Raw genomic sequence first — 17663 nt, forward strand, 5'->3', positions numbered from 1 at the left:
CACGCAGGGCGCCAGGCTGCCAGCCATCGTGTCACGCGCTCCCTGCCCGCAGGCCAGTGCCCCGGCCGACCTCCCCCACGGTCAGGCCCCGCCGGGCCAGCTCCTGGTACACCCGCGCGGCGGTGGACACCGCGACCCCGTGCTGCCGCGCGAACCGCCGCTGCGGCGGCAGCCGGTCCCCGGGCCGGAGCAACCCCTCCGCGATCTGCGCGGCGACCTCCTCCGCGACCTGCCGATAGTCCTTCAACTGTGCTGCGCCTCCTTCGCGTCCCACGATTGCACCGAGTGCAATGTTTCTATTGCTCTGAGGTGACGCTGTCAATATGCTCACCCTCGCGGAAGCGCACGGAGGGGGAAACGCAGTGGTGGAGACCGGTGCCCTACTGGGGATGGCCGCGGTGGGCCTCGGCATGGTGCTCACCCCGGGGCCGAACATGATCTATCTCGTCTCACGGACCGTCACCCAGGGCCGCCGCGCCGGGATCGTCTCCCTCACCGGTGTCGCGCTGGGCTTCCTGATCTACCTCGTGGCCACCAACCTCGGCCTCTCGGTGCTCTTCGTCGCCGTGCCCGAGCTGTACGCGGTCGTGCGGCTGGCGGGCGCCGGGTATCTCGCGTGGCTCGCCTGGAACGCGCTGCGGCCGGGAGGGATCTCGGTGTTCGCGCCGCAGGAGGTCGCGCCCGACCCGCCCCGGCGGCTGTTCGCCATGGGCCTGACGACCAGCCTCCTCAACCCCAAGATCGCCATCATGTACCTGTCGGTGATCCCGCAGTTCATCGACATCGATGCGGGCCGCACCATGGCGCAGGGGTTCGTGCTGGGCGCCGTCCAGGTGATCGTCAGCGTCACGGTGAACCTGGCGATCGTGCTGGCCGCCGGAACCATCGCGGTGTTCCTCGCCCGCCGTCCCGCGTGGCTGCGCACCCAGCGGTACGTGATGGGCGCGGTGCTCGGCGGGCTCGCGGTCACCCTGGCCGCCGACACGAGGACGGCCGCCCCGGTCGGCTGAGCCGACGCCGGAGCGGCCGTGCGGGAGGCCGACCGTACGAGACGGGATGCGAAGGCGTCATCCCGTCCAGAAGTCCCACCACCGCGTCAGCACCAGCATGCCGATCACCCCGGTGTGCAGCACCGGCGGGACCCACGCGAACTCGCCGAACAGCCGGCGTACCCCCGAGGGGGCGGGCAGCAGGCCCTGTCGCACGGTGTGCGCCGTGACGGACCAGAACATGACGAGCGTCGCGACCCATGCCAGCGCGCACCACAGGCACAGCGCGCCGATCACGTACAGCGCCTGCTGCATCAGCCAGGTGCAGAAGGCGACGCCGAGGAGTGTCCCGGCGTGCAGCCCGAGCCAGTAGCCGCGCCCGTAGCGGGCCCCGGCCAGCAGCCCCACGCCGATCGCGACGACCATCCCGTACGCGACGAGTCCCAGCATCGGGTTCGGGAAGCCGAACACCGACGCCTGCTCGCTCTGCATCACGCTGCCGCACGACACGACCGGGTTCAGGCTGCAGCCCGGGGTGAAGTCCGGATCCTCCAGCAGAAGGAACTTGTCGAGCGTGATCACCCACGCCGCCAGGATCCCCGCGGCCCCGGTCACCACCAGAATCCAGGCGAGCGCCCGCCCGGCGCCGGTCCCCCGGACCACGGCCGGGGGAGCGGGGGCGGGAGCCGCCCGGTGCGCGTCGCGGATGACGGCCATGTCAGGTACGCACCCTCATCACCGGCGCCAGACAGTGTGCGGCGCCCTCCAGCAGCCCCTCGTCCGACACGAACGCCCGCAGCCGCTCCGCCGGAACCTCCTGCCCCGGTACGGCCTCCGGCCACGGCCGCAGCGCGAAGATCAGGTACACCTGCTCCTTCGTGTGCGCCGCCGCCTGCCATTCCGGCGGCACCGGGCACTGCACCTTCATGAACGGCAGGGTGAGAACCGCCTGCTGCGCCTCCACCAGCAGGGTGACCGGGATGCGGCTGTCCTTGCCCAGGTCGGTCAGCCGCTCCCCGGCGGACAGGCCCAGCTGTTCCAGCGTGGCCCGCAGCGACGCCACCGCTGCTTCGGGGCCCTCGGGGCCGTCCCCGAGCGAATACACCATCAGCATGGGCGTGCCGGGGTCTTCTGGCGTGGGCTCGCTGACCCACGGGATGACGGTGAGCGTGCCCACGGGGGAACGCCGCTGTTCCGGGGATACGGCGGTGGTTGAGGTCATGGCGCCGGATACTAGTGGCGCCGCCATGCCTGTTCCGGGCAGGTTTCACCCGTACGGCCGAGGGCCGAAGGGCCCTTTTCACCGGGACGGGTACGAACGGATTTCGTACGCCGTCGTTGTGCCCGGCGGGAGGGAGACCACCGCCCGCACGACCCGTACGGGAGATCACCTCATGATCGGCAAGAGTCCACAGCCTCTCACCGTCCGCCGCCGCTCCGGTGGCGGTGCGCTCCGCCGGGGCGCCCTGCGCACGCTGTTCACGCTCGGCATGGCGGCCTTCACCGGCGGCGCCCTCGCCCGCATCGCCCGGACCTCGGACGACCAGGCCCCGGACCCGTCGGAGGGAACGCCCGGAGGCCGGGCCCCCGGCGGGCGGAGACCGCTGCCCCGCCACGCGCCCGGGCCGCTGCACCGGGGGTTCGACGAGATGTACCGGGGCCGCCGCATCCAGGGCCGTACGGTCTCCGCGTACGACTCCGAGTGCGAGGTCCTGGTCGACGGCCGCCCGCTGCATCTGATGCGCTGCGCCAACGGCGGCTATCTGAGCCTGGTCGACCACTACCAGTCGTATCCGACCCCGCTGGAGGCCACGCGCGCGGCGGTTGACGAACTCGGCGCCGCCCGTCTGTCACCGGCCACGGCCGCCGCCCACGGGGCGGGGCTGCGAGAGGAGCGCGGTGCACACGCGTAAGGACCAGCGTGACCTGACGGCCGCCGAACGGCGCCGGTTCGTCTCCGCCGTGCTGGAGCTGAAGCGGGCCGGACGGTACGACCGCTTCGTACGGACCCATATCGACTACTACAAGGCCGACGGGGGCGGCGGGCTGCGGGCCGCACACATGTCGCCGTCCTTCCTGCCGTGGCACCGCCAGTACCTGCTGGACTTCGAGCGGGAGCTGCGCGAGGCCGACCCGGCCGTCACCCTCCCGTACTGGGACTGGACCCGGGACCAGTCCCCCGTCGGCCCGATGTGGGGCGAGGACTTCATGGGCGGGAACGGCCGGCCCGGCGACCACCGGGTGACGACCGGCCCCTTCGCGTACGAGAGCGGGAACTGGGCCGTCACGGTCGGCGTCACCGACAGCCCGGCCCTCACCCGGGACTTCGGGCGTCCGGCCGACCCCATCGGGCTGCCCACCCGGGACGAGCTGGCGTGGGCCATGGACGAGACCGTGTACGACACGGAGCCCTGGAACTCCATGAGCCGGGGCGGCTTCCGCAACCGGCTGGAGGGCTGGGTGCCGGGGCGGCGCGGCAACGCCCGCTGGCGCAACCACAACCGGGTGCACCGCTGGGTGGGCGGGCACATGCTGGGCGGCGGCGCGGTCAACGACCCGGTGTTCTGGCTGCACCACGCGTTCGTGGACCTGCTCTGGTCACGCTGGCAGCTGCGCAACCCGGGCGCGCCGTACCTGCCGTCGAGCCCGCCTCCGTCCGGCTCGGAGCAGCACGGGCGGGTGGTCGCACGCTACGAGCGGCTGCCGCCGTGGGACCTGACCCCGGCGCAGATCGCGGACCACAGCAGGCTCTACCGCTACGCCTGAGCCCCGCGCCCGCGCAGAGCACCGCACACAGCAGTGGCCCCCCGGCCGGTGAACCGGGGGGCCACTGCTGTGGGAGGGGGAGCCGGGTGCCGCGGCGTCAGCCGCCGTAGCCGACCTCACCGTTGTCGCCGCCGTTGTCACCGGCCTCGTCGCCGGCGTCGCCGTTGTCACCGCCCGGGTGGCCCGGGTGGTGCGGGTGGCCGGGGTGACCCGGGTGGCCCGGGACGTTCGGGCCGTGGTGGGCGCCGTCGCCGTTGCCGCCGCCGCTCGCGTTGACGCAGGCGTTGCCGAAGGCCGGGTTGAGGAGGCCGATGACGTCCACCGTGTTGCCGCACAGGTTGACCGGCACGTGGATCGGCACCTGGACGGCGTTGCCCGACAGGACACCGGGGGAGTTGGTGGCGGCGGCGCTGGCCCCCGCGTCGGCGACGGCCATGCCGGCGCCGCTCAGGGCGACAGCACCCGTGCCGGCGAGGACGGCGGCAGCCTTCGCGATGCGAGACATCAGGATCTCCTTGTACGTGGAAACAGGACCGCGGACCCGCGGTCGTCACGCCCTACAACGCCGTTCCTCACAGCGGGTAACGGGCCTGGTGCCGCCCTTCACACCAAGAGCCCAACGGGCTCTGCCTTCAGTGGTGTTGTGGCCTGCGGGCACGTTGATGGCCCGTGGCACCACGGCGGTGACGACGCCGGCTGCGTCGTCGCCAGTGCGGTGCCACGGGCCGTGACCATGCGACAAGCCGTCGGGTCCAACGAGCGGTGGCCTTGCGGGTGGCGGGATGAATTGTTTCTTCACCCCTCTGCGGGCAAGCCGGTCAGGACTCCGACGCGCCGAGCCCGAGGTCGGAGTCGAGCGCCCCGGACAGCACGGGCGCCAGCACACCCGCCTGCGGCAGCTGTACGCCGGGCAGCCCGAACCCCTCGGCGCGCTGCAGGCTCAGGGGCTCGCCCAGCGTGGCGCCCGGAGTGGCCGTCTCCACGTCGGACCGGTCCGAGGCGAGCATCGCGGTGCCCAGCGGGCGCCCGCCCAGCAGGTCCGGCAGCGGGGCCTCCAGCACGGTCCGCGGCAGTTCGCCGCTGACCGGTGTGCGGGGCAGGAGCAGCAGCTCCGGGAGCCCGCCCTCGGAGGTCCGGCCCAGGCCCTCGGGCGCGCCCGGCATGGGGAGCGGCACGCCCGTGCTCAGGGTCGGCGGCGCCATCGGGAGCACGGCGCCCAGCGGCTGCAGCGGAACCTCCACCGGGGCCTCCGCCGCCGCCGCGGGGGCCGCCATCGCCGCTGCCGCCGCGGAGACGAGGCATGCGGCGACAAGGCCCGTACCGGCCTGGGACTTCACGTTCATTTCTGCGTACGCCTTCCCGACGTGTGGATGTGTGGGGTGGTGAGTGCGGTGCTGCATGAATGAACGACCACGCGCCGGGATGCGGCTCACGATTCGCCTGCTTGCAGTAATGCGGGAGGGAGCCGGAGCCGACACGGGGCGGGAACGGCGTCGTTCCCGCCCCGTGTCGCGGTGCGTGTCCTGGCGTGTGCGGCTACTGGCCGACCGGCAGCCCGCCGAGCAGCGGCGCCGCCTTCTCCGTGGCGTTCAGGCCGCCGGCCGTGTCCGAGACCTTGCTGACCAGGTCGTGGTCGGTCACCTGCTGCACGGCGTCGCTGGGGACCGCCTCGGGCAGGGCGCGCTTGCCCAGCGCGTCGACCGCTCCGTTGAGGCTGGCGGGGGCCACGTTGTCGGCGGCGAACGCGGGGGTGGCCGCGCCCAGGGCGATCACAGAACCGGCGACGACCGCGGCAACCTTCGTGGGCTTCATCGGGGGAGAGTCCTTCCTCGGAAGACGTTCCGTGCGTGTGCTCGTACGTCCTCTGTAACGAGGTCCCCCACGTGGCGGAAACTCGCCCGAATGAGGTGTGGGTCGGTATGACAATGTGTCATTCCTCAAGCGTCGGAGAGGCTGATCTCAGCCTCTCCGACGCTTGAGGAACGGGTCCGCTCAGCTGCCCGGCACGTTCCAGGACTCGTCCCATGTGCCGTCCCACGCCTGGTCCTGCACCGCCGTGGTGTCCAGGGCGCCGGACGTGCCGACTCCCGGCAGTCCGGGGAGTTCGGACAGGGGGACCTCCGGGACCTCCGGGACCTCCGGGGTGGAGGGCGCCTCGGGCAGCTCCGGGACAGTCACTTCGGGGAGTTCTGGGAGAGTGATCTCCGGAATCTCCGGGAGTTCGACCTCCGGAATCTCCGGGAGTTCGACCTCCGGGATCTCGGGGAGTTCGACCTCCGGGATCTCGGGCAGCTCGGGCAGCTCGGGCGGCTCGGGGAGGGTGATCTCCGGGATCTCCACGTCCGGCGGTTCCGGCAGCTGGATCGGAGGGATCTCGATGCCCGTGAGTCCTTCCAGCTTGCCGAGGACCGAGTCGACCAGGGACTGCATCTTGTCGAGGAGGCCGGACAGGGGGTCGTCCGCAGGGGCCGCGGCGGTGGTGACGGGGGATCGGGGCTGCGGGGCGGCGGCCAGCGCCGGTCCCGCCATACCAAAGGTGAGCGCGACGCTGATCGCGGCCGCCGCGACACGACGGGATGTCAGGAGACGCATGCGTGTGGCTTCCTTCCGGTGGTGCGTCGGAGTGGTCCCTTCACCGTCCGTCGCCCGCCAGGGCGCCGCAAACGGGTGCTACACGCAGGGTGACTGCTCCCAACGGGTGGGTGCGCCCCCTCCGACCTGCCCGGATGCCCCGCGACACGCGGAACCGCCGACCGCCGCGGGTACGCCGCCAAGAGGGTGGCCGCACATGGAACGGCGCCGTCTCCCCGGGTGGAGGCCCGGGGGGACGGCGCCGTTCGCTGAGGCTGCGTCAGTCGTTGAAGCAGACGTTGCCGAACGCCGGGTTCAGGGCGCCGACCAGGTTCGCGGTGTTGCCGCAGATGTTGACCGGGATGTGGACCGGGACCTGGACGGCGTTGCCGGAGCCGACGCCGGGGGAGCCCGCGGCCACGCCCTCGGCACCGGCGTCGGCGTTCGCGACGCCGGCGGCACCGGCCATGGACGTGGCTACGGCGGCGGTCAGAACGGCAGCCTTGGCGATACGGGACATGGTGGGGAACTCCTCGTGGGTCAGTGACGCAGTGACGCGATGTGGCCGACGCGGCCGACTCCTTCAAGAACGCGCGAGCCCGGCGCGGGTTGCGCTACCGAACGGGTGAATGGGGTCTTCCGCGTTCTGCGCGACGACCGCGTCAGTGCAGTGGCGGTCACAAAAATGTGCGTGTTGCTCCGACCATGTGCCAAATAGTTCGTGTTTTGCTCGTGTTGGTCAAAGCGTGCGTACCGGCGCAGGGGTGCACGGCTCCTCTTCGCGCTGTTCCCCTCACTCCTCAAAGCGGAGAACGTGTATGCGGAATCCCCTGGTTCCTGCCGTGCGGCGCGGCCTGGTCTGTCTTCTGTCGTGTGCGGCTCTGTGCGCGGTGCTGCCCGCCGCCGGGGCCGCCCCCAATCCCGAGATCAGGCCCGCGCCGCGGATGAGAGAAAAGCCGAGAATTCCGTTCATCCAGCGCTATTACGCCGTTCAGCGGGGCGGAATGGCGCGGGCGGCGAACGCGGGGATCACCTGTCGCAGCTCCCCCGCGTGCGCGAGCGCGCAGGGCGGGGAGCGGCGCGGCGGAGGAGGCGCGGCGAACCACCGGTACGACATGTTCTACACGGACGTGGACGACGACCCGAACACCTTCAACTCCAGCCGCGCGGAGCTCGTCCTCCCCAGGGGCGCCCAGGTCACCTACGCCCGGCTGTACTGGGGCGGCAACCTGCGGGTGAGCGAGCAGAAGGCCCACAAGGACAACGGGCGGGTGCTGATCGCGGAGCCCGGCGGGGCGTACAAGGAGCTGCTGGCGGACTCGGTCATCGGGCACCGCACGGGGGACGGCGCCGACGCGTTCCAGGCCTCCGCCGATGTCACGGAACTCGTCCGTGACACGGGTGCCGGAATCTACACGGTCGCCCAGATCAATATCGCCATGGGCCAGACGGGTGTCGGTGCCTGGGGCGGCTGGACCCTGGTGGCGGCGTACACGAGAAAGGGTGCGCCGCTGCGGCACCTTTCCCTCTGGGACGCATTCGAGACCCTCGGTTCGAAGGATTCGGAACAGCGGGTGAACCTCGGCCGGATGCGCATTCCGGTCGGCGGGTACGGGAGGCTCGGGATCGTCGCGTACGACGGGGACCGGGGGATCAAGGGCGACTCCGTCACATTCGAGCCGCACGGGACGCGGCGGTCGGTCCCGCTGAGCGATCCGGCGAATTCCGCGGACGACGTCTTCAACTCCACGATCACGGACGCGGGGCGGGACCGGATTCGCCGTGAGCCCGCCCACCGGAACACGCTCGGATACGACTCCGACGTCCTCGATCTGCGCAGGGCCCTGGTGAGCGGGGCCGACGACATCGGCGTGCGGGTGAGGACGGCCGGGGACACCGTCTGGCTCGGCGCGCTGTTCCTGGAGGCCGACGCGGGGTAGCCCCGCCGTCCCCGCCCTGGGCAGGCACGGCAGCCGCCCGGGGCGCGTTCCCCCTGCCGCCGTACCTCTGTAGCGAACTCTCCAGCCGCATTCCACCGCCACCACTTCGAAGAAAGGGGCACGCGTGCGTCCTCCCTTCACCGCACTGCATGTCGTCCAGCCCGGCGACGGCGGAGTGGCCAGAGTGGTCACCGATGTGGTCGCCGCCCATGTGGCGCACGGCATGCGGGTGGCCGTCGCCTGCCCGCCCGGCACGCCGCTGGCGGCGGCCGTCCGCGCGCGGGGCGCCGAGGTGTACCCGTGGCGGGCCGGCCGAGACCCGGGGCCAGGAGCCCTGGCGGAGGCCCGCAGGGTGGCCGAACTCGTCGACCTCGTACGCCCCGACCTGGTCCACGCGCACAGCGCCAAGGCCGGGCTGGCCGCGCGGCTGGCGGTGCGGGGCCGGGTGCCGACGGTCTACCAGCCGCACGCCTGGTCGTTCGAGGCGGTGGACGGGGTGACCGGGCTGCTGGCCCGGAGCTGGGAGCGGTGGGCCGCGGCGCGCTGGACCGACAGGGTGGTGTGCGTCAGCGACGCGGAGCGCCGCCGGGGCGAACAGGCCGGGGTGCGGGCGGCCTGGACGGTCGTCCACAACGGTGTGGACACGCGCCGGTTCGGGGCGTTCACCGCCGGGGCGGACCGGGCCGCCGCGCGGGCGGAGCTGCTCCCGGACGTCGCCGCCGACGCGCCCGTGGTGGTGTGCGTGGGGCGGTTGTGCCGGCAGAAGGGCCAGGACGTGCTGCTGAGGGCCTGGCCCGCGGTGGCCGCGCGGCTGCCTGAGGCCCGGCTGGTGCTGGTGGGTGACGGGCCGTCGGCCGAGGCCCTGCGGGGTGCGGCACCGCCGTCCGCAGTGTTCGCGGGCGCGGTCGCGGATGCGGCGCCCTGGTACCGGGCGGCCGACCTGGCGGTGCTGCCGTCCCGCTGGGAGGGCATGGCGCTCGCGCCCCTGGAGGCCATGGCGTGCGGCAGGCCGGTCCTCCTCACCGATGTGGACGGCGCCCGCGAGAGCCTTCCGCCCGGACACGCCGCGCACTGCCTCGTACCGCCCGGAGACACCGGGGCGCTGGCCGGGGCGCTCGTACGGCTCCTCCAGCGGCCGATCCTGCGCCAGTCGCTGGGGCGCCAGGCGCACCGGCACGTAGTGACCCGATTCGACGTGCGGCGCGCGGGAGCGGCCCTCGCGGACCTGTACCGCGAGGTGGCCCCGGGCCCCTGTGAGCGCAGAGAGCCGATCACCCAGTGACCACGGAACGCCCGAAGACCCCTGCCCCGCACCCCGGATCGGCCCGCCTGTCCCGCCCGGACCCGGCGGCGGCCCTGGGGCGGGCCCCCAGAGTCCCCACCCACCCGGAGGGCGCGGACCCGGGCGCTGCGGCCCGTGTGCAGCGAGCGGCCCGCGTGGACGCCGCGGCTGCCGTGTCCCGCCCGACGGGAGCGGGAACCCCGGCCCGTTCCCGTCCGGACGGGTCCGGTCCTGGTCGTCGGGAGGGCGCAGGTCCGGCGGACCCGGTGGCGGCGGGGGGCCGGAGCGACGCGGTCCCGGTGGACGCCGCGGCCGCCGTGTCCCGCCCGGCGGGCCCGGACCACCAGGAGTCCGTGCCCGCCCCGGCGCAGGGCCGGCGGGAACGCGCGGGGGCGGCGGCCCGTACGGCGACCGGGCCGTATGGCGTGGACCCCTCCCCTGCGCCGCCTCCTGCCGAAACGGGAAACGCCGCCCCCCGGGCCCCCCGCTCCCCGAACACCGGAGGGACCGGGACCGAAGCCCGTCAGGAGTGTCCGGACGAGCGGCGCTCAGGCGAGACCAGGGGCCTGAGGCCGGAGCCCCCGGCCCGGGAAGGGGCGGGACGGGGAGACGGCCGCCGTACGGAGGCGGCGTCCGGTGCGGGAGGTCCTGCGGCGCGGACCGGCGGGGCCGGGGCCGCGCGGCGGACGGGCGGGGTGCCGTTCTCCGGGGGACTGGTCCTGGCGGACTGTGCGGGCGGACTGGCCGTCGCGCCGATCGCCGGGCCGGAGCTGCTGGTTCAGCTCACCCTGGTGGTCGTGGTCCTGCACGCGTGCGCCGGGCTGTACCGCGTCGTCGCGCTCGGTGCGCTGCCCGCCGGGCGGCACGCCACCGCCCTCGACGAACTGCCCGCCCTCGCCGGGCGGGTGGCCGTCGCCTGGTGTGCCGTCGTCGCGCTGTCCTTCACCCCGGCGCCCGGCACCTTCGGGGAAGTCGCCGCCGGGTACGTCCTTCACCTGGCCGCCCTGGCCGTCTGCCGCGCCGCCGTACACCACAGGCGCCGCCGCGCCGCCCGCGACCAGCCGCGTTCCGCGCTCGTGGTCGGCCCCGCCCCGGCCGCCCAGCGGCTGGCCGCGCTGCTGCACCAGCACCCCGAGTACGGGGTCCGTGCGGTCGGGACCGCGTGCTCCGGACAGGACATCCCGCAGCCCGCCGGTGCCGAGCCGACGGCCCACCCGCTGCCCCTCCTCACCTCGGCCGAGGACATCCAGCGGGCCGTCATCCAGAACTGCGTGCACGATGCCTTGTTCGTCGGTGCCGACGATGCCGAACTCCAGTCCCTCCTCCGCCAGTACGGCTGCACCACCTGGCACGTCGGAGCCGCGACCGGCACCGGCGTCCCGATGGGCCGCCACCTGTGGGGGTACGAGTTCCGCGTCCTCCCCGACCCGGCCGCCGTCACCCGCCGCGGGCGGCTTCCCAAGCGCGTCCTGGACGTCACGTTCGCCGGGGTGATGCTCGTCGCGGCCGCGCCCGTCCTGCTCCTGTGCGGCGCCGCCGTGCGGCTCTCCGGCGGGCCCGGTGTCCTCTTCCGGCAGGAGCGAGTCGGGGAGCACGGCCGTCTCTTCACCCTCCTCAAGTTCCGCACCCTGCGCCCCGAGAGCGAGATCGAGGCCGCCACTCGCTGGAACGTCGCCCACGACCACCGGCTCGGCGCCGTCGGCTCCTTCCTGCGCCGCACCTCGCTCGACGAGCTGCCCCAGCTGTGGAACGTCCTGCGCGGCGACATGAGCCTCGTCGGCCCGCGCCCCGAACGCCCCTTCTTCGTGGAGCGGTTCAGCCGTCTCCACCCCGGATACGCGGCCCGTCACCGCATGCCCGTCGGCCTGACCGGGCTCGCCCAGGTGCACGGGCTGCGCGGCGACACCTCCATCGAGGACCGCTGCCGCTTCGACAACCACTACATCGACCACTGGTCGCTCTGGCAGGACGTGTGCATCCTCCTGCGCACCGCGGCGACCCTGATCCGTCCGGCGGGTGGCTGATGGCCGCGATCTCCCTGCTCCCCACTGCGGTGGTCCGGCCCCGAGCGGCCGCGCTTCCCCTGCACCTGCTGCCGCTCCTGGCGGTGATCGCCCTGCTGGTCCTGCCGCCGCCCTCGGGTGACGGCGGCGCCACCCTCGCGGACGCCGCCTCGGGGCTGCTGGTGCTGTGGTGCGGGATCCGGCTCGCCCGCGACCGGGTGCGGCCGCTGACCCGGCTCGCCGCGCTGGTGCTGGCATCGCCCGTGCTGGCCCTGGGCGTCGCCGTGATCGCCTCCCGGGACCCGGCCGCGAGCCTGCCCGGACTCGTCCGCTACCTACAGGTCTTCGTACTGGTGCCCGCCGCCGTCGTGCTGACGCTGCGGGACCGGCGCGACCTGGCCGTCGTCGCCTGGGCGTTCATCGGGCTCGCCCTCGTCCAGGGCGGCATCGGCGTCGTCCAGTACGCGACCGGCACCGGTGCCTCGTACATGGGCGAGGACATCCGGGCCGTCGGCACGTTCGGGCCGACCGACGTGATGGGCATGGCGACGGTCGTCTCGTACGGGATCGTCGCGGCGGTCGGCCTGGCTCTCGGTGCCAAGGGGGTACGCACCCGGTGTGCCGCGCTGGTCTGCGCGTGCTTCCTCGCCGTACCCCTGGTGCTGTCCTTCAGCCGGGGTGCCTGGATCGCGACCGCGCTGATCTGCGCGGCGCAGCTGGTGGCTACCGGGCTCCGGCGCGCGTTGCGGGCGGCGCTCGCGGCCATGGCCCTCGGGGTCGTCCTGGTGGGGGGCCTCGGGATCGGCTCGGCCATGGTGCAGGAACGGCTCGTCAGCATCACCCAGGTGGCGGACACCCCCGACCGGTCGGTGACCGACCGGTACACGCTGTGGGCGGCGGCCGTGGACATCTGGAAGGAGGAGCCGCTCACCGGCGTCGGACCGAAGGGCTTCCCCCTGTACCGGGACAGCCACGCCTCGCTCGCGCTCTCCTCCGGCAGCGACACGGCCGGCGCGGGGCACGCCTACCAGCGGCAGCCGCTGCTGTCGCCGCACAACATGTACCTGCTGATCCTCAGCGAACAGGGCCTGCTCGGGCTGCTGGCGCTCGCGGGCGGCTGGCTGGCCCTGCTGGTGGCGGGGGCGCGGAGGCTGTGGGGGGTGCGGGGCGCGGCCGGGCGCCGTGGCCTGGGCGCGGGGCTGATCGCGGTGGGGCTGCTGGGGTGGCAGCTCGTCGACTTCCTGTACGCGGACATCGGCGGCCCGTCGACGGTGCTGGCGGCGGTGGTGCTGGGGGTGGGGGCGTGGTGGGCGGCCGGCCCTGACGCGGCGGCGCGTCGTGGCTGAGGGCGCGGGCGGGTGCGCGCTGGCACCGGCCGTCGGGGGCAGCCGCTCCGCCGGGGGCGGAACGCGCTCCCGCAGCGGAGGCCCGGGCCCGCGCCTGGCGCGGGCGGCCCTGGTCACCGCCGGGCTCACCGCCGCAGGGGCCGTGCTCGGGCTCGCGCGGGACCAGTTGCTCGCGCGGAACTTCGGAGCGGGCTCCGAGACCGACGCGTTCCTCGTCGCGTGGACCGTCCCCGAGTTCGCTTCGACGCTGCTCATCGAGGACGCGATGGCCCTGGTCCTCGTCCCCGCGTTCAGCCGCGCGCTGGCCCGGCGGGGCGAGGGCGCGCACCCCGACCCGGTGCGCACGCTGGTGCGGGTGACCCTGCCGCGTACCGCTCTCGCCGCCGCGACGGGCGCCGCGCTGCTCGCGCTCGCCGCGCCCGTCCTCGTACCGCTGCTCGCGCCGGGGCTGCCCCGGCAGGAGCTCGCGGTCGACTGCACCCGGCTGACCGCCACGTGTGTGCTGTCCTTCGCCCTGGCCGGCTACTTCAGTGCGGCCCTCCGCGCCCACAGCCGGTTCCTGGCACCCGCCGCGATCTACGTCGCGTACAACATCGGCATCATCACGGCGATCGTCCTCCTCGGTCCCGGCTGGGGCGTCCGCGCGGCAGCGGCGGGGGTGGCGGCGGGCGGTCTCCTGATGGCTCTGGTCCAGGGACCCTCGCTGGTGAGGAGACTGCGGTCGGGCCGGGAGGCGGAGGCGGCCCCCAGCCGTGCGGAGGAGGGCTCGCGGGCCGAGACCGGCTTCGTGCTCGCCCTCGTCGCCCCGGTCGTCCTCTTCGCCGTCACCCGCCAGTCCCAGGTCCTCGTCGAGCGCTTCCTCGCCGCCCCGCTGCCCGCCGGCGCCATCTCGCACCTCAACTACGCCCAGAAGATCGCCCAGCTTCCCATGGTGCTGTCGCTGATGCTCTGCACCGTCAGCTTCCCCGTCGTCGCGCGGGCCATCGCCGCCGGTGATCTGGCCGCGGCCCGGCGAAGGGCCGAGCGGGACCTGCTGTTCGCGGGGGTCGTGGTGCTGACCGGCGCCGCCACCGTCGTGGCCGCCGCGCCCCAGATCGTCGAGATCCTTTTCCAGCGAGGGGCGTTCAGCGCCCAGGACACCGCTTCGACCGCCGCCGTCATGCGCGTCTACGCCCTCGGCCTGCTCGGTCACGCCCTCGTCAGCGCCCTTGGACGGGTCTACTTCTCCGGCTCCCGCCCGCTGTGGTTCCCCGCCGTCGCCATCGCGCTCGGCGTCGCCGCGAACGCGCTGCTGGGCGCGGTGTGGGTGGGCCCCTGGGGCGCGTCCGGCATCGCGCTGGCCAACGCCGCCGGGATCACCCTGACCGCCGTCCTGCTGCTCCTCGGGGTGGGGCGCCACGGCATCCCGCTGTCCGCCCGCGCCGTCGCGGGGGGCCTGGCCAGGCTGGCCGTCGCCGCCGGTGCCGCGACCGCCGCGGGCGGGTTCGCCGCCTCGTGGGACGGGCCGGCGCCGGTGGCCACACTGCTCACGGGGGCCGTCGTGGCCGCCGTGTTCCTCGCCGCCGCGCACCTGCTGCGCGCCCCGGTGGTGCCGGACCTCCTGCGCCGGGCCCGCCGACTGCTCCCCACCGTCCGCCCCGTACAGCGAAGGCCTGCCCATGACCGGTCGCACGACGACCCCTCCCTGGATCGCGATGTACCACTCGGTCGACGAGGACAGGGATGACCCCTACCAGGTGACCGTCACCCCCGCCCGGCTCGACGCCCAGCTGCGCTGGATGCGCGCGCGGGGGCTGCGCGGGGTCACCGTCCGCGAACTGCTGGCGGCCACGGCCCGGCACGCGGCCCGCGGTCTGGTCGGGCTCACCTTCGACGACGGCTACGCCGACTTCCTGCACCAGGCGGTTCCCCTGCTGCACCGCCACGGCTGCACGGCCACCGTGTTCGCGCTGCCCGGCCGCCTCGGCGGCGACAACGCGTGGGACGACCTCGGCCCCCGCAAGCCCCTGCTGACCGCGCCCGAGCTGCGCCGCTGTGTCGACGCGGGCATGGAGGTCGCCTCGCACGGCGCCCGCCACATCGACCTCACCCACGCCGACGACGCCACTCTGCGGGAAGAGGTCCACGACAGCCGCGAGCATCTGAGGGCGCTCACCGGCGAGGCCCCGGACGGGTTCTGCTACCCGTACGGGACGCTCGACGCCCGGGTCGTCGCCGCCGTCCGCGCCGCGGGCTACACATACGGCTGCGCCATCGACCCGGGCGCGGACCTCGCGGGCGTCCTCGCCCTGCCCCGCGTCCACATCGGGCAGCGCGACACGGCCTGGCGGCTCACCGCGAAGCGCCGGCTGCACCGGCTGCGCCGCCGCGCCCCCGCCGGCCTCGCGCACCCCGCGGCGGCCGTGTCATGAGGGTCCTGCACATCATCACCGGCCTCGGCATCGGCGGAGCCGAACAGCAGCTGAGGCTGCTGCTGCGCCATCTGCCGGTGCACAGCAGCGTCGTCACCCTCACCAACCCGGGTCCCGTCGCGGACGCCCTGCGCGCCGACGGTGTGCCCGTCGCCGACCTGGGCATGCGCGGCAACCGCGACCTGGCCGCGCTGCCCCGGCTCACCCGGCTCATCCGGCGGGGCCGGTACGACGTCGTCCACACCCACCTGTACCGCGCCTGCGTCTACGGGCGGCTCGCGGCCCGGCTCGCCGGGGTGCGGCGGGTCATCGCGACCGAGCACTCCCTGGGCGCCGCCCAGATCGAGGGCCGCTCGCTCAGCAGCGGGGCCCGTGCCCTGTACCTCGCGTCCGAGCGGCTCGGCACCGCCACGGTCGCCGTGTCCGACACGGTGGCCCGGCGGCTGGCCGACTGGGGGGTGCGGCCGTCCCGCGTGCGCGTCGTCCCGAACGGCATCGACGCGGCGGGTTTCGCCCACGACGAGGCGGCCCGCCAGGCGACCCGGCGGCGGCTGGGGCTGGGCCCCGGCGCGTATGTCGTCGGCGGGGTCGGCCGACTCGCGCCCGGCAAACGCTTCGCCACCCTGGTCCGTGCGCTGGCCGAACTCCCGCCCGACGTGCACCTGCTGCTCGTCGGGGACGGGCAGGAGCGGGCCGTGCTGGAGGACCTGGCCGTGAGCTGCGGGGTCGCGGACCGGGTGGCGTGGGCGGGGGCGGTGACCGGCGGGCTGCCGGGGCTGCTGGCCGCCATGGACGTGTTCGTCTCGCCGTCCGCCGACGAGGCGTTCGGGCTCGCCGTCGTGGAGGCGCTGGCCGCCGGGCTGCCGGTGCGGTACGTGGCGTGTCCCGCACTGGACGACCTGCCGCCCGGGGACGCGCCGGGCGCCCGGCGGATCGGCGGCTCGGTCGCGGATGTGGCGGCCGCGATCCGTGAGACCCGCGCGGCGGGCCCCGGGCGGCACCCGGTGCCCGCGGCGGCCCACCGATACGACATCGCCCGCAGCGCAGAGCAGTTGATGACCCTCTACCGACAGACCGTCTCCCGAGAAACGAGTGTCCGATGACGACCCAGAAGCCCACCGCGAGGCCCTCCGCGCAGCCCAAGCCCGAGCCCAAGCCCGAGCCCAAGCCCGAGTCCAAGCCCGAGCCCAAGCCCGAGCCCAGGGCGAAGGCGTCGGCCAGGGCCTCGGCCGCGGACCCGGCCGAGGGGTCCGCAGCCACCGCGACCGGGGCCCGAGCCGAGGGGTCCGCCGGTGCCGCGCCCAAGGCCCGCGAGCCGCGCAGGCCGCAGAAGACGCGGAAGCCCCGCAGGCCCCGTCGGCCGCGGAACGCCGTCCCTCTGCGGCTCCGCGTCGGCCGGGGCATCCGGCGCGGGATGCGCCGGATGGCGGGGCTGCGGCTCCGCAGGCGCTGGGTCGTCCCCGGAGCCGTACTGCTCGGCCTGATGGGCGGCGGGGTGTACGGGCTGCTGAAGACCCCTCAGTACGCCGCGACCAGCTATGTCGTGGTCGTCCCTGCCGAGCGTTCCGACCCGTCCGGGGCCATGGGACTGGCACAGGCGTACGGGCGGGTCGCCACGGACATCGCCCTCGCCGGGGACGCCGCCGTCTGGGCCCGGGTCTCGCCCGCCGCGCTCAGGGCGAACGTGCAGGCCGCGACCTCCCCGGACGCGCCCATGATCGCCGTCACCGCCCGGTCCGCCCGCCCGGCGACGGCCGTGTCCATGGCCGACGCCGTCGCCAGGGCCCTGGTACAGGAGGGCACCCGCGCGGAGAGCAGCACCAATGTGAACGTCGTCCAGTTCGCCCGCGCCACCACCCCCACCGAGCCCGTCACGGCGTCCGCGGCCCTGGCGTCCCTCGTCGGCGCCAGCGCGGCCGGTCTGCTGGGCGCGCTCGCCCTCCTGATCCGCCCCAGGCGCCGCACGGCGGCGACCGCGCTCACGGTCCCCGCTCCGGCCGCTCCCGCGTCCGACGCACCGGGCGACGCCGCGCCCGCCTCCGGTGCGCTGGTCGCCCGGGCACGGGACGGCTCGGGCACCTCCGGCGCGCGCGTGGCCGCCTCCTCGGCCCGGTCGGGTGACACCGTTCCGGGCACGCCCGCCTCCGGCACCTCGGTCGTCCCGGCGCGGGACGGCTCCGGGACACCTGCCCCCGCCTCGGGCGCGCCCACCTCGGAAGGGCCGGCTCCGGCGGCCCCGTCCGACGGTTCCCGCACGTCGGCCCGGGGCGCGTCCGGTGCGGGCGGCTCCTCCGCCGTGCCTTCCGAAAGCCGGTATTCGTGCTCCTCGGCCTGCTGTTCCACGATCCGCAGCAG

General features: G+C 74.6%; 18 protein-coding genes and 1 pseudogene. 11 read left to right on the forward strand and 8 right to left on the reverse strand.

Annotated elements, in window-relative coordinates; translation table 11 throughout:
• Positions 1-37 precede the first annotated feature (37 nt).
• Positions 38-247: pseudogene (locus I3F58_RS27525) on the reverse strand (GntR family transcriptional regulator); the annotation flags it as partial.
• Positions 248-323: 76 nt separating this feature from the next.
• Here I3F58_RS27525 and I3F58_RS27530 point away from each other — a divergent pair.
• Positions 324-1010: a LysE family translocator gene (locus I3F58_RS27530; protein ID WP_275679002.1), complete on the forward strand. Its 687-nt coding sequence runs from the start codon at positions 324-326 to the stop codon at positions 1008-1010.
• Between the two features lie 57 nt (positions 1011-1067).
• Here the strand turns inward: I3F58_RS27530 and I3F58_RS27535 are convergent, their stop codons facing one another.
• Together I3F58_RS27535 and I3F58_RS27540 are read right to left on the reverse strand one after the other, a co-directional pair.
• Entirely contained in the window at positions 1068-1706 is a 639-nt protein-coding gene (locus I3F58_RS27535) for a vitamin K epoxide reductase family protein (RefSeq protein ID WP_240111423.1), read from the reverse strand.
• Between the two features lies 1 nt (position 1707).
• Positions 1708-2211, reverse strand: coding sequence for a DUF5949 family protein (locus I3F58_RS27540; protein ID WP_240111424.1), 504 nt, complete (start codon positions 2209-2211; stop codon positions 1708-1710).
• Positions 2212-2383: 172 nt separating this feature from the next.
• On the opposite strand from I3F58_RS27540, the gene I3F58_RS27545 reads away from it, so the two are divergent.
• Positions 2384-2902, forward strand: coding sequence for a tyrosinase cofactor (locus I3F58_RS27545; protein WP_240111425.1), 519 nt, complete (start codon positions 2384-2386; stop codon positions 2900-2902).
• Positions 2889-3755 carry a tyrosinase family protein gene (locus I3F58_RS27550; protein WP_240111426.1) on the forward strand — a complete coding sequence of 289 codons (867 nt, stop codon included), beginning with the start codon at positions 2889-2891 and terminating at the stop codon, positions 3753-3755. The genes I3F58_RS27545 and I3F58_RS27550 overlap by 14 nt, the downstream gene beginning before the upstream one ends.
• Before the next feature lie 97 nt (positions 3756-3852).
• Here the strand turns inward: I3F58_RS27550 and I3F58_RS29905 are convergent, their stop codons facing one another.
• The 5 genes from I3F58_RS29905 to I3F58_RS27575 form a co-directional block, all read right to left on the reverse strand.
• On the reverse strand, positions 3853-4260 hold the full coding sequence (locus I3F58_RS29905) for a chaplin (protein ID WP_374208047.1): 408 nt from the start codon (positions 4258-4260) through the stop codon (positions 3853-3855).
• A gap of 313 nt (positions 4261-4573) precedes the next feature.
• Positions 4574-5098 (reverse strand): hypothetical protein, encoded by a 525-nt coding sequence (locus I3F58_RS27560; protein WP_240111427.1) that lies wholly within the window; start codon positions 5096-5098, stop codon positions 4574-4576.
• Positions 5099-5291: 193 nt separating this feature from the next.
• Positions 5292-5567, reverse strand: a complete 276-nt coding sequence (locus tag I3F58_RS27565) for a hypothetical protein (protein ID WP_240111428.1) — start codon at positions 5565-5567, stop codon at positions 5292-5294.
• 180 nt (positions 5568-5747) lie between these two features.
• Positions 5748-6347 carry a hypothetical protein gene (locus I3F58_RS27570; protein ID WP_240111429.1) on the reverse strand — a complete coding sequence of 200 codons (600 nt, stop codon included), beginning with the start codon at positions 6345-6347 and terminating at the stop codon, positions 5748-5750.
• Positions 6348-6606: 259 nt separating this feature from the next.
• On the reverse strand, positions 6607-6846 hold the full coding sequence (locus I3F58_RS27575; protein ID WP_240111430.1) for a chaplin: 240 nt from the start codon (positions 6844-6846) through the stop codon (positions 6607-6609).
• Positions 6847-7144: 298 nt separating this feature from the next.
• Between I3F58_RS27575 and I3F58_RS27580 the strand changes: the two genes are divergently transcribed.
• The 8 genes from I3F58_RS27580 to I3F58_RS27615 all read left to right on the forward strand — a co-directional run.
• Entirely contained in the window at positions 7145-8266 is a 1122-nt protein-coding gene (locus I3F58_RS27580) for a DUF3344 domain-containing protein (RefSeq protein WP_240111431.1), read from the forward strand.
• Positions 8267-8390: 124 nt separating this feature from the next.
• A complete protein-coding gene (locus I3F58_RS27585) occupies positions 8391-9548 on the forward strand; it encodes a glycosyltransferase (protein ID WP_240111432.1) in 1158 nt (385 codons plus the stop codon).
• A 695-nt stretch (positions 9549-10243) separates the two neighbouring features.
• Complete coding sequence (locus I3F58_RS27590; RefSeq protein WP_240111433.1) at positions 10244-11572, forward strand: sugar transferase; 1329 nt, start codon at positions 10244-10246, stop codon at positions 11570-11572.
• Positions 11572-12897 (forward strand): O-antigen ligase, encoded by a 1326-nt coding sequence (locus I3F58_RS27595; RefSeq protein WP_240111434.1) that lies wholly within the window; start codon positions 11572-11574, stop codon positions 12895-12897. The genes I3F58_RS27590 and I3F58_RS27595 overlap by 1 nt, the downstream gene beginning before the upstream one ends.
• Positions 12890-14623 carry a murein biosynthesis integral membrane protein MurJ gene (murJ, locus tag I3F58_RS27600; RefSeq protein WP_240111435.1) on the forward strand — a complete coding sequence of 578 codons (1734 nt, stop codon included), beginning with the start codon at positions 12890-12892 and terminating at the stop codon, positions 14621-14623. Before I3F58_RS27595 ends, murJ begins: the two co-directional genes overlap by 8 nt.
• On the forward strand, positions 14556-15308 hold the full coding sequence (locus tag I3F58_RS27605) for a polysaccharide deacetylase family protein (protein ID WP_240111436.1): 753 nt from the start codon (positions 14556-14558) through the stop codon (positions 15306-15308). The genes murJ and I3F58_RS27605 overlap by 68 nt, the downstream gene beginning before the upstream one ends.
• A complete protein-coding gene (locus I3F58_RS27610; RefSeq protein WP_240111437.1) occupies positions 15305-16411 on the forward strand; it encodes a glycosyltransferase in 1107 nt (368 codons plus the stop codon). The genes I3F58_RS27605 and I3F58_RS27610 overlap by 4 nt, the downstream gene beginning before the upstream one ends.
• Positions 16408-17663 (forward strand): hypothetical protein (locus tag I3F58_RS27615; protein WP_240111438.1); only part of this gene is annotated, 1256 nt, incomplete at its 3' end. The genes I3F58_RS27610 and I3F58_RS27615, both read left to right, overlap by 4 nt.

The sequence above is a fragment of the Streptomyces sp. MUM 203J genome (assembly GCF_022414595.1).
Classification (GTDB): Bacteria; Actinomycetota; Actinomycetes; order Streptomycetales; family Streptomycetaceae; genus Streptomyces.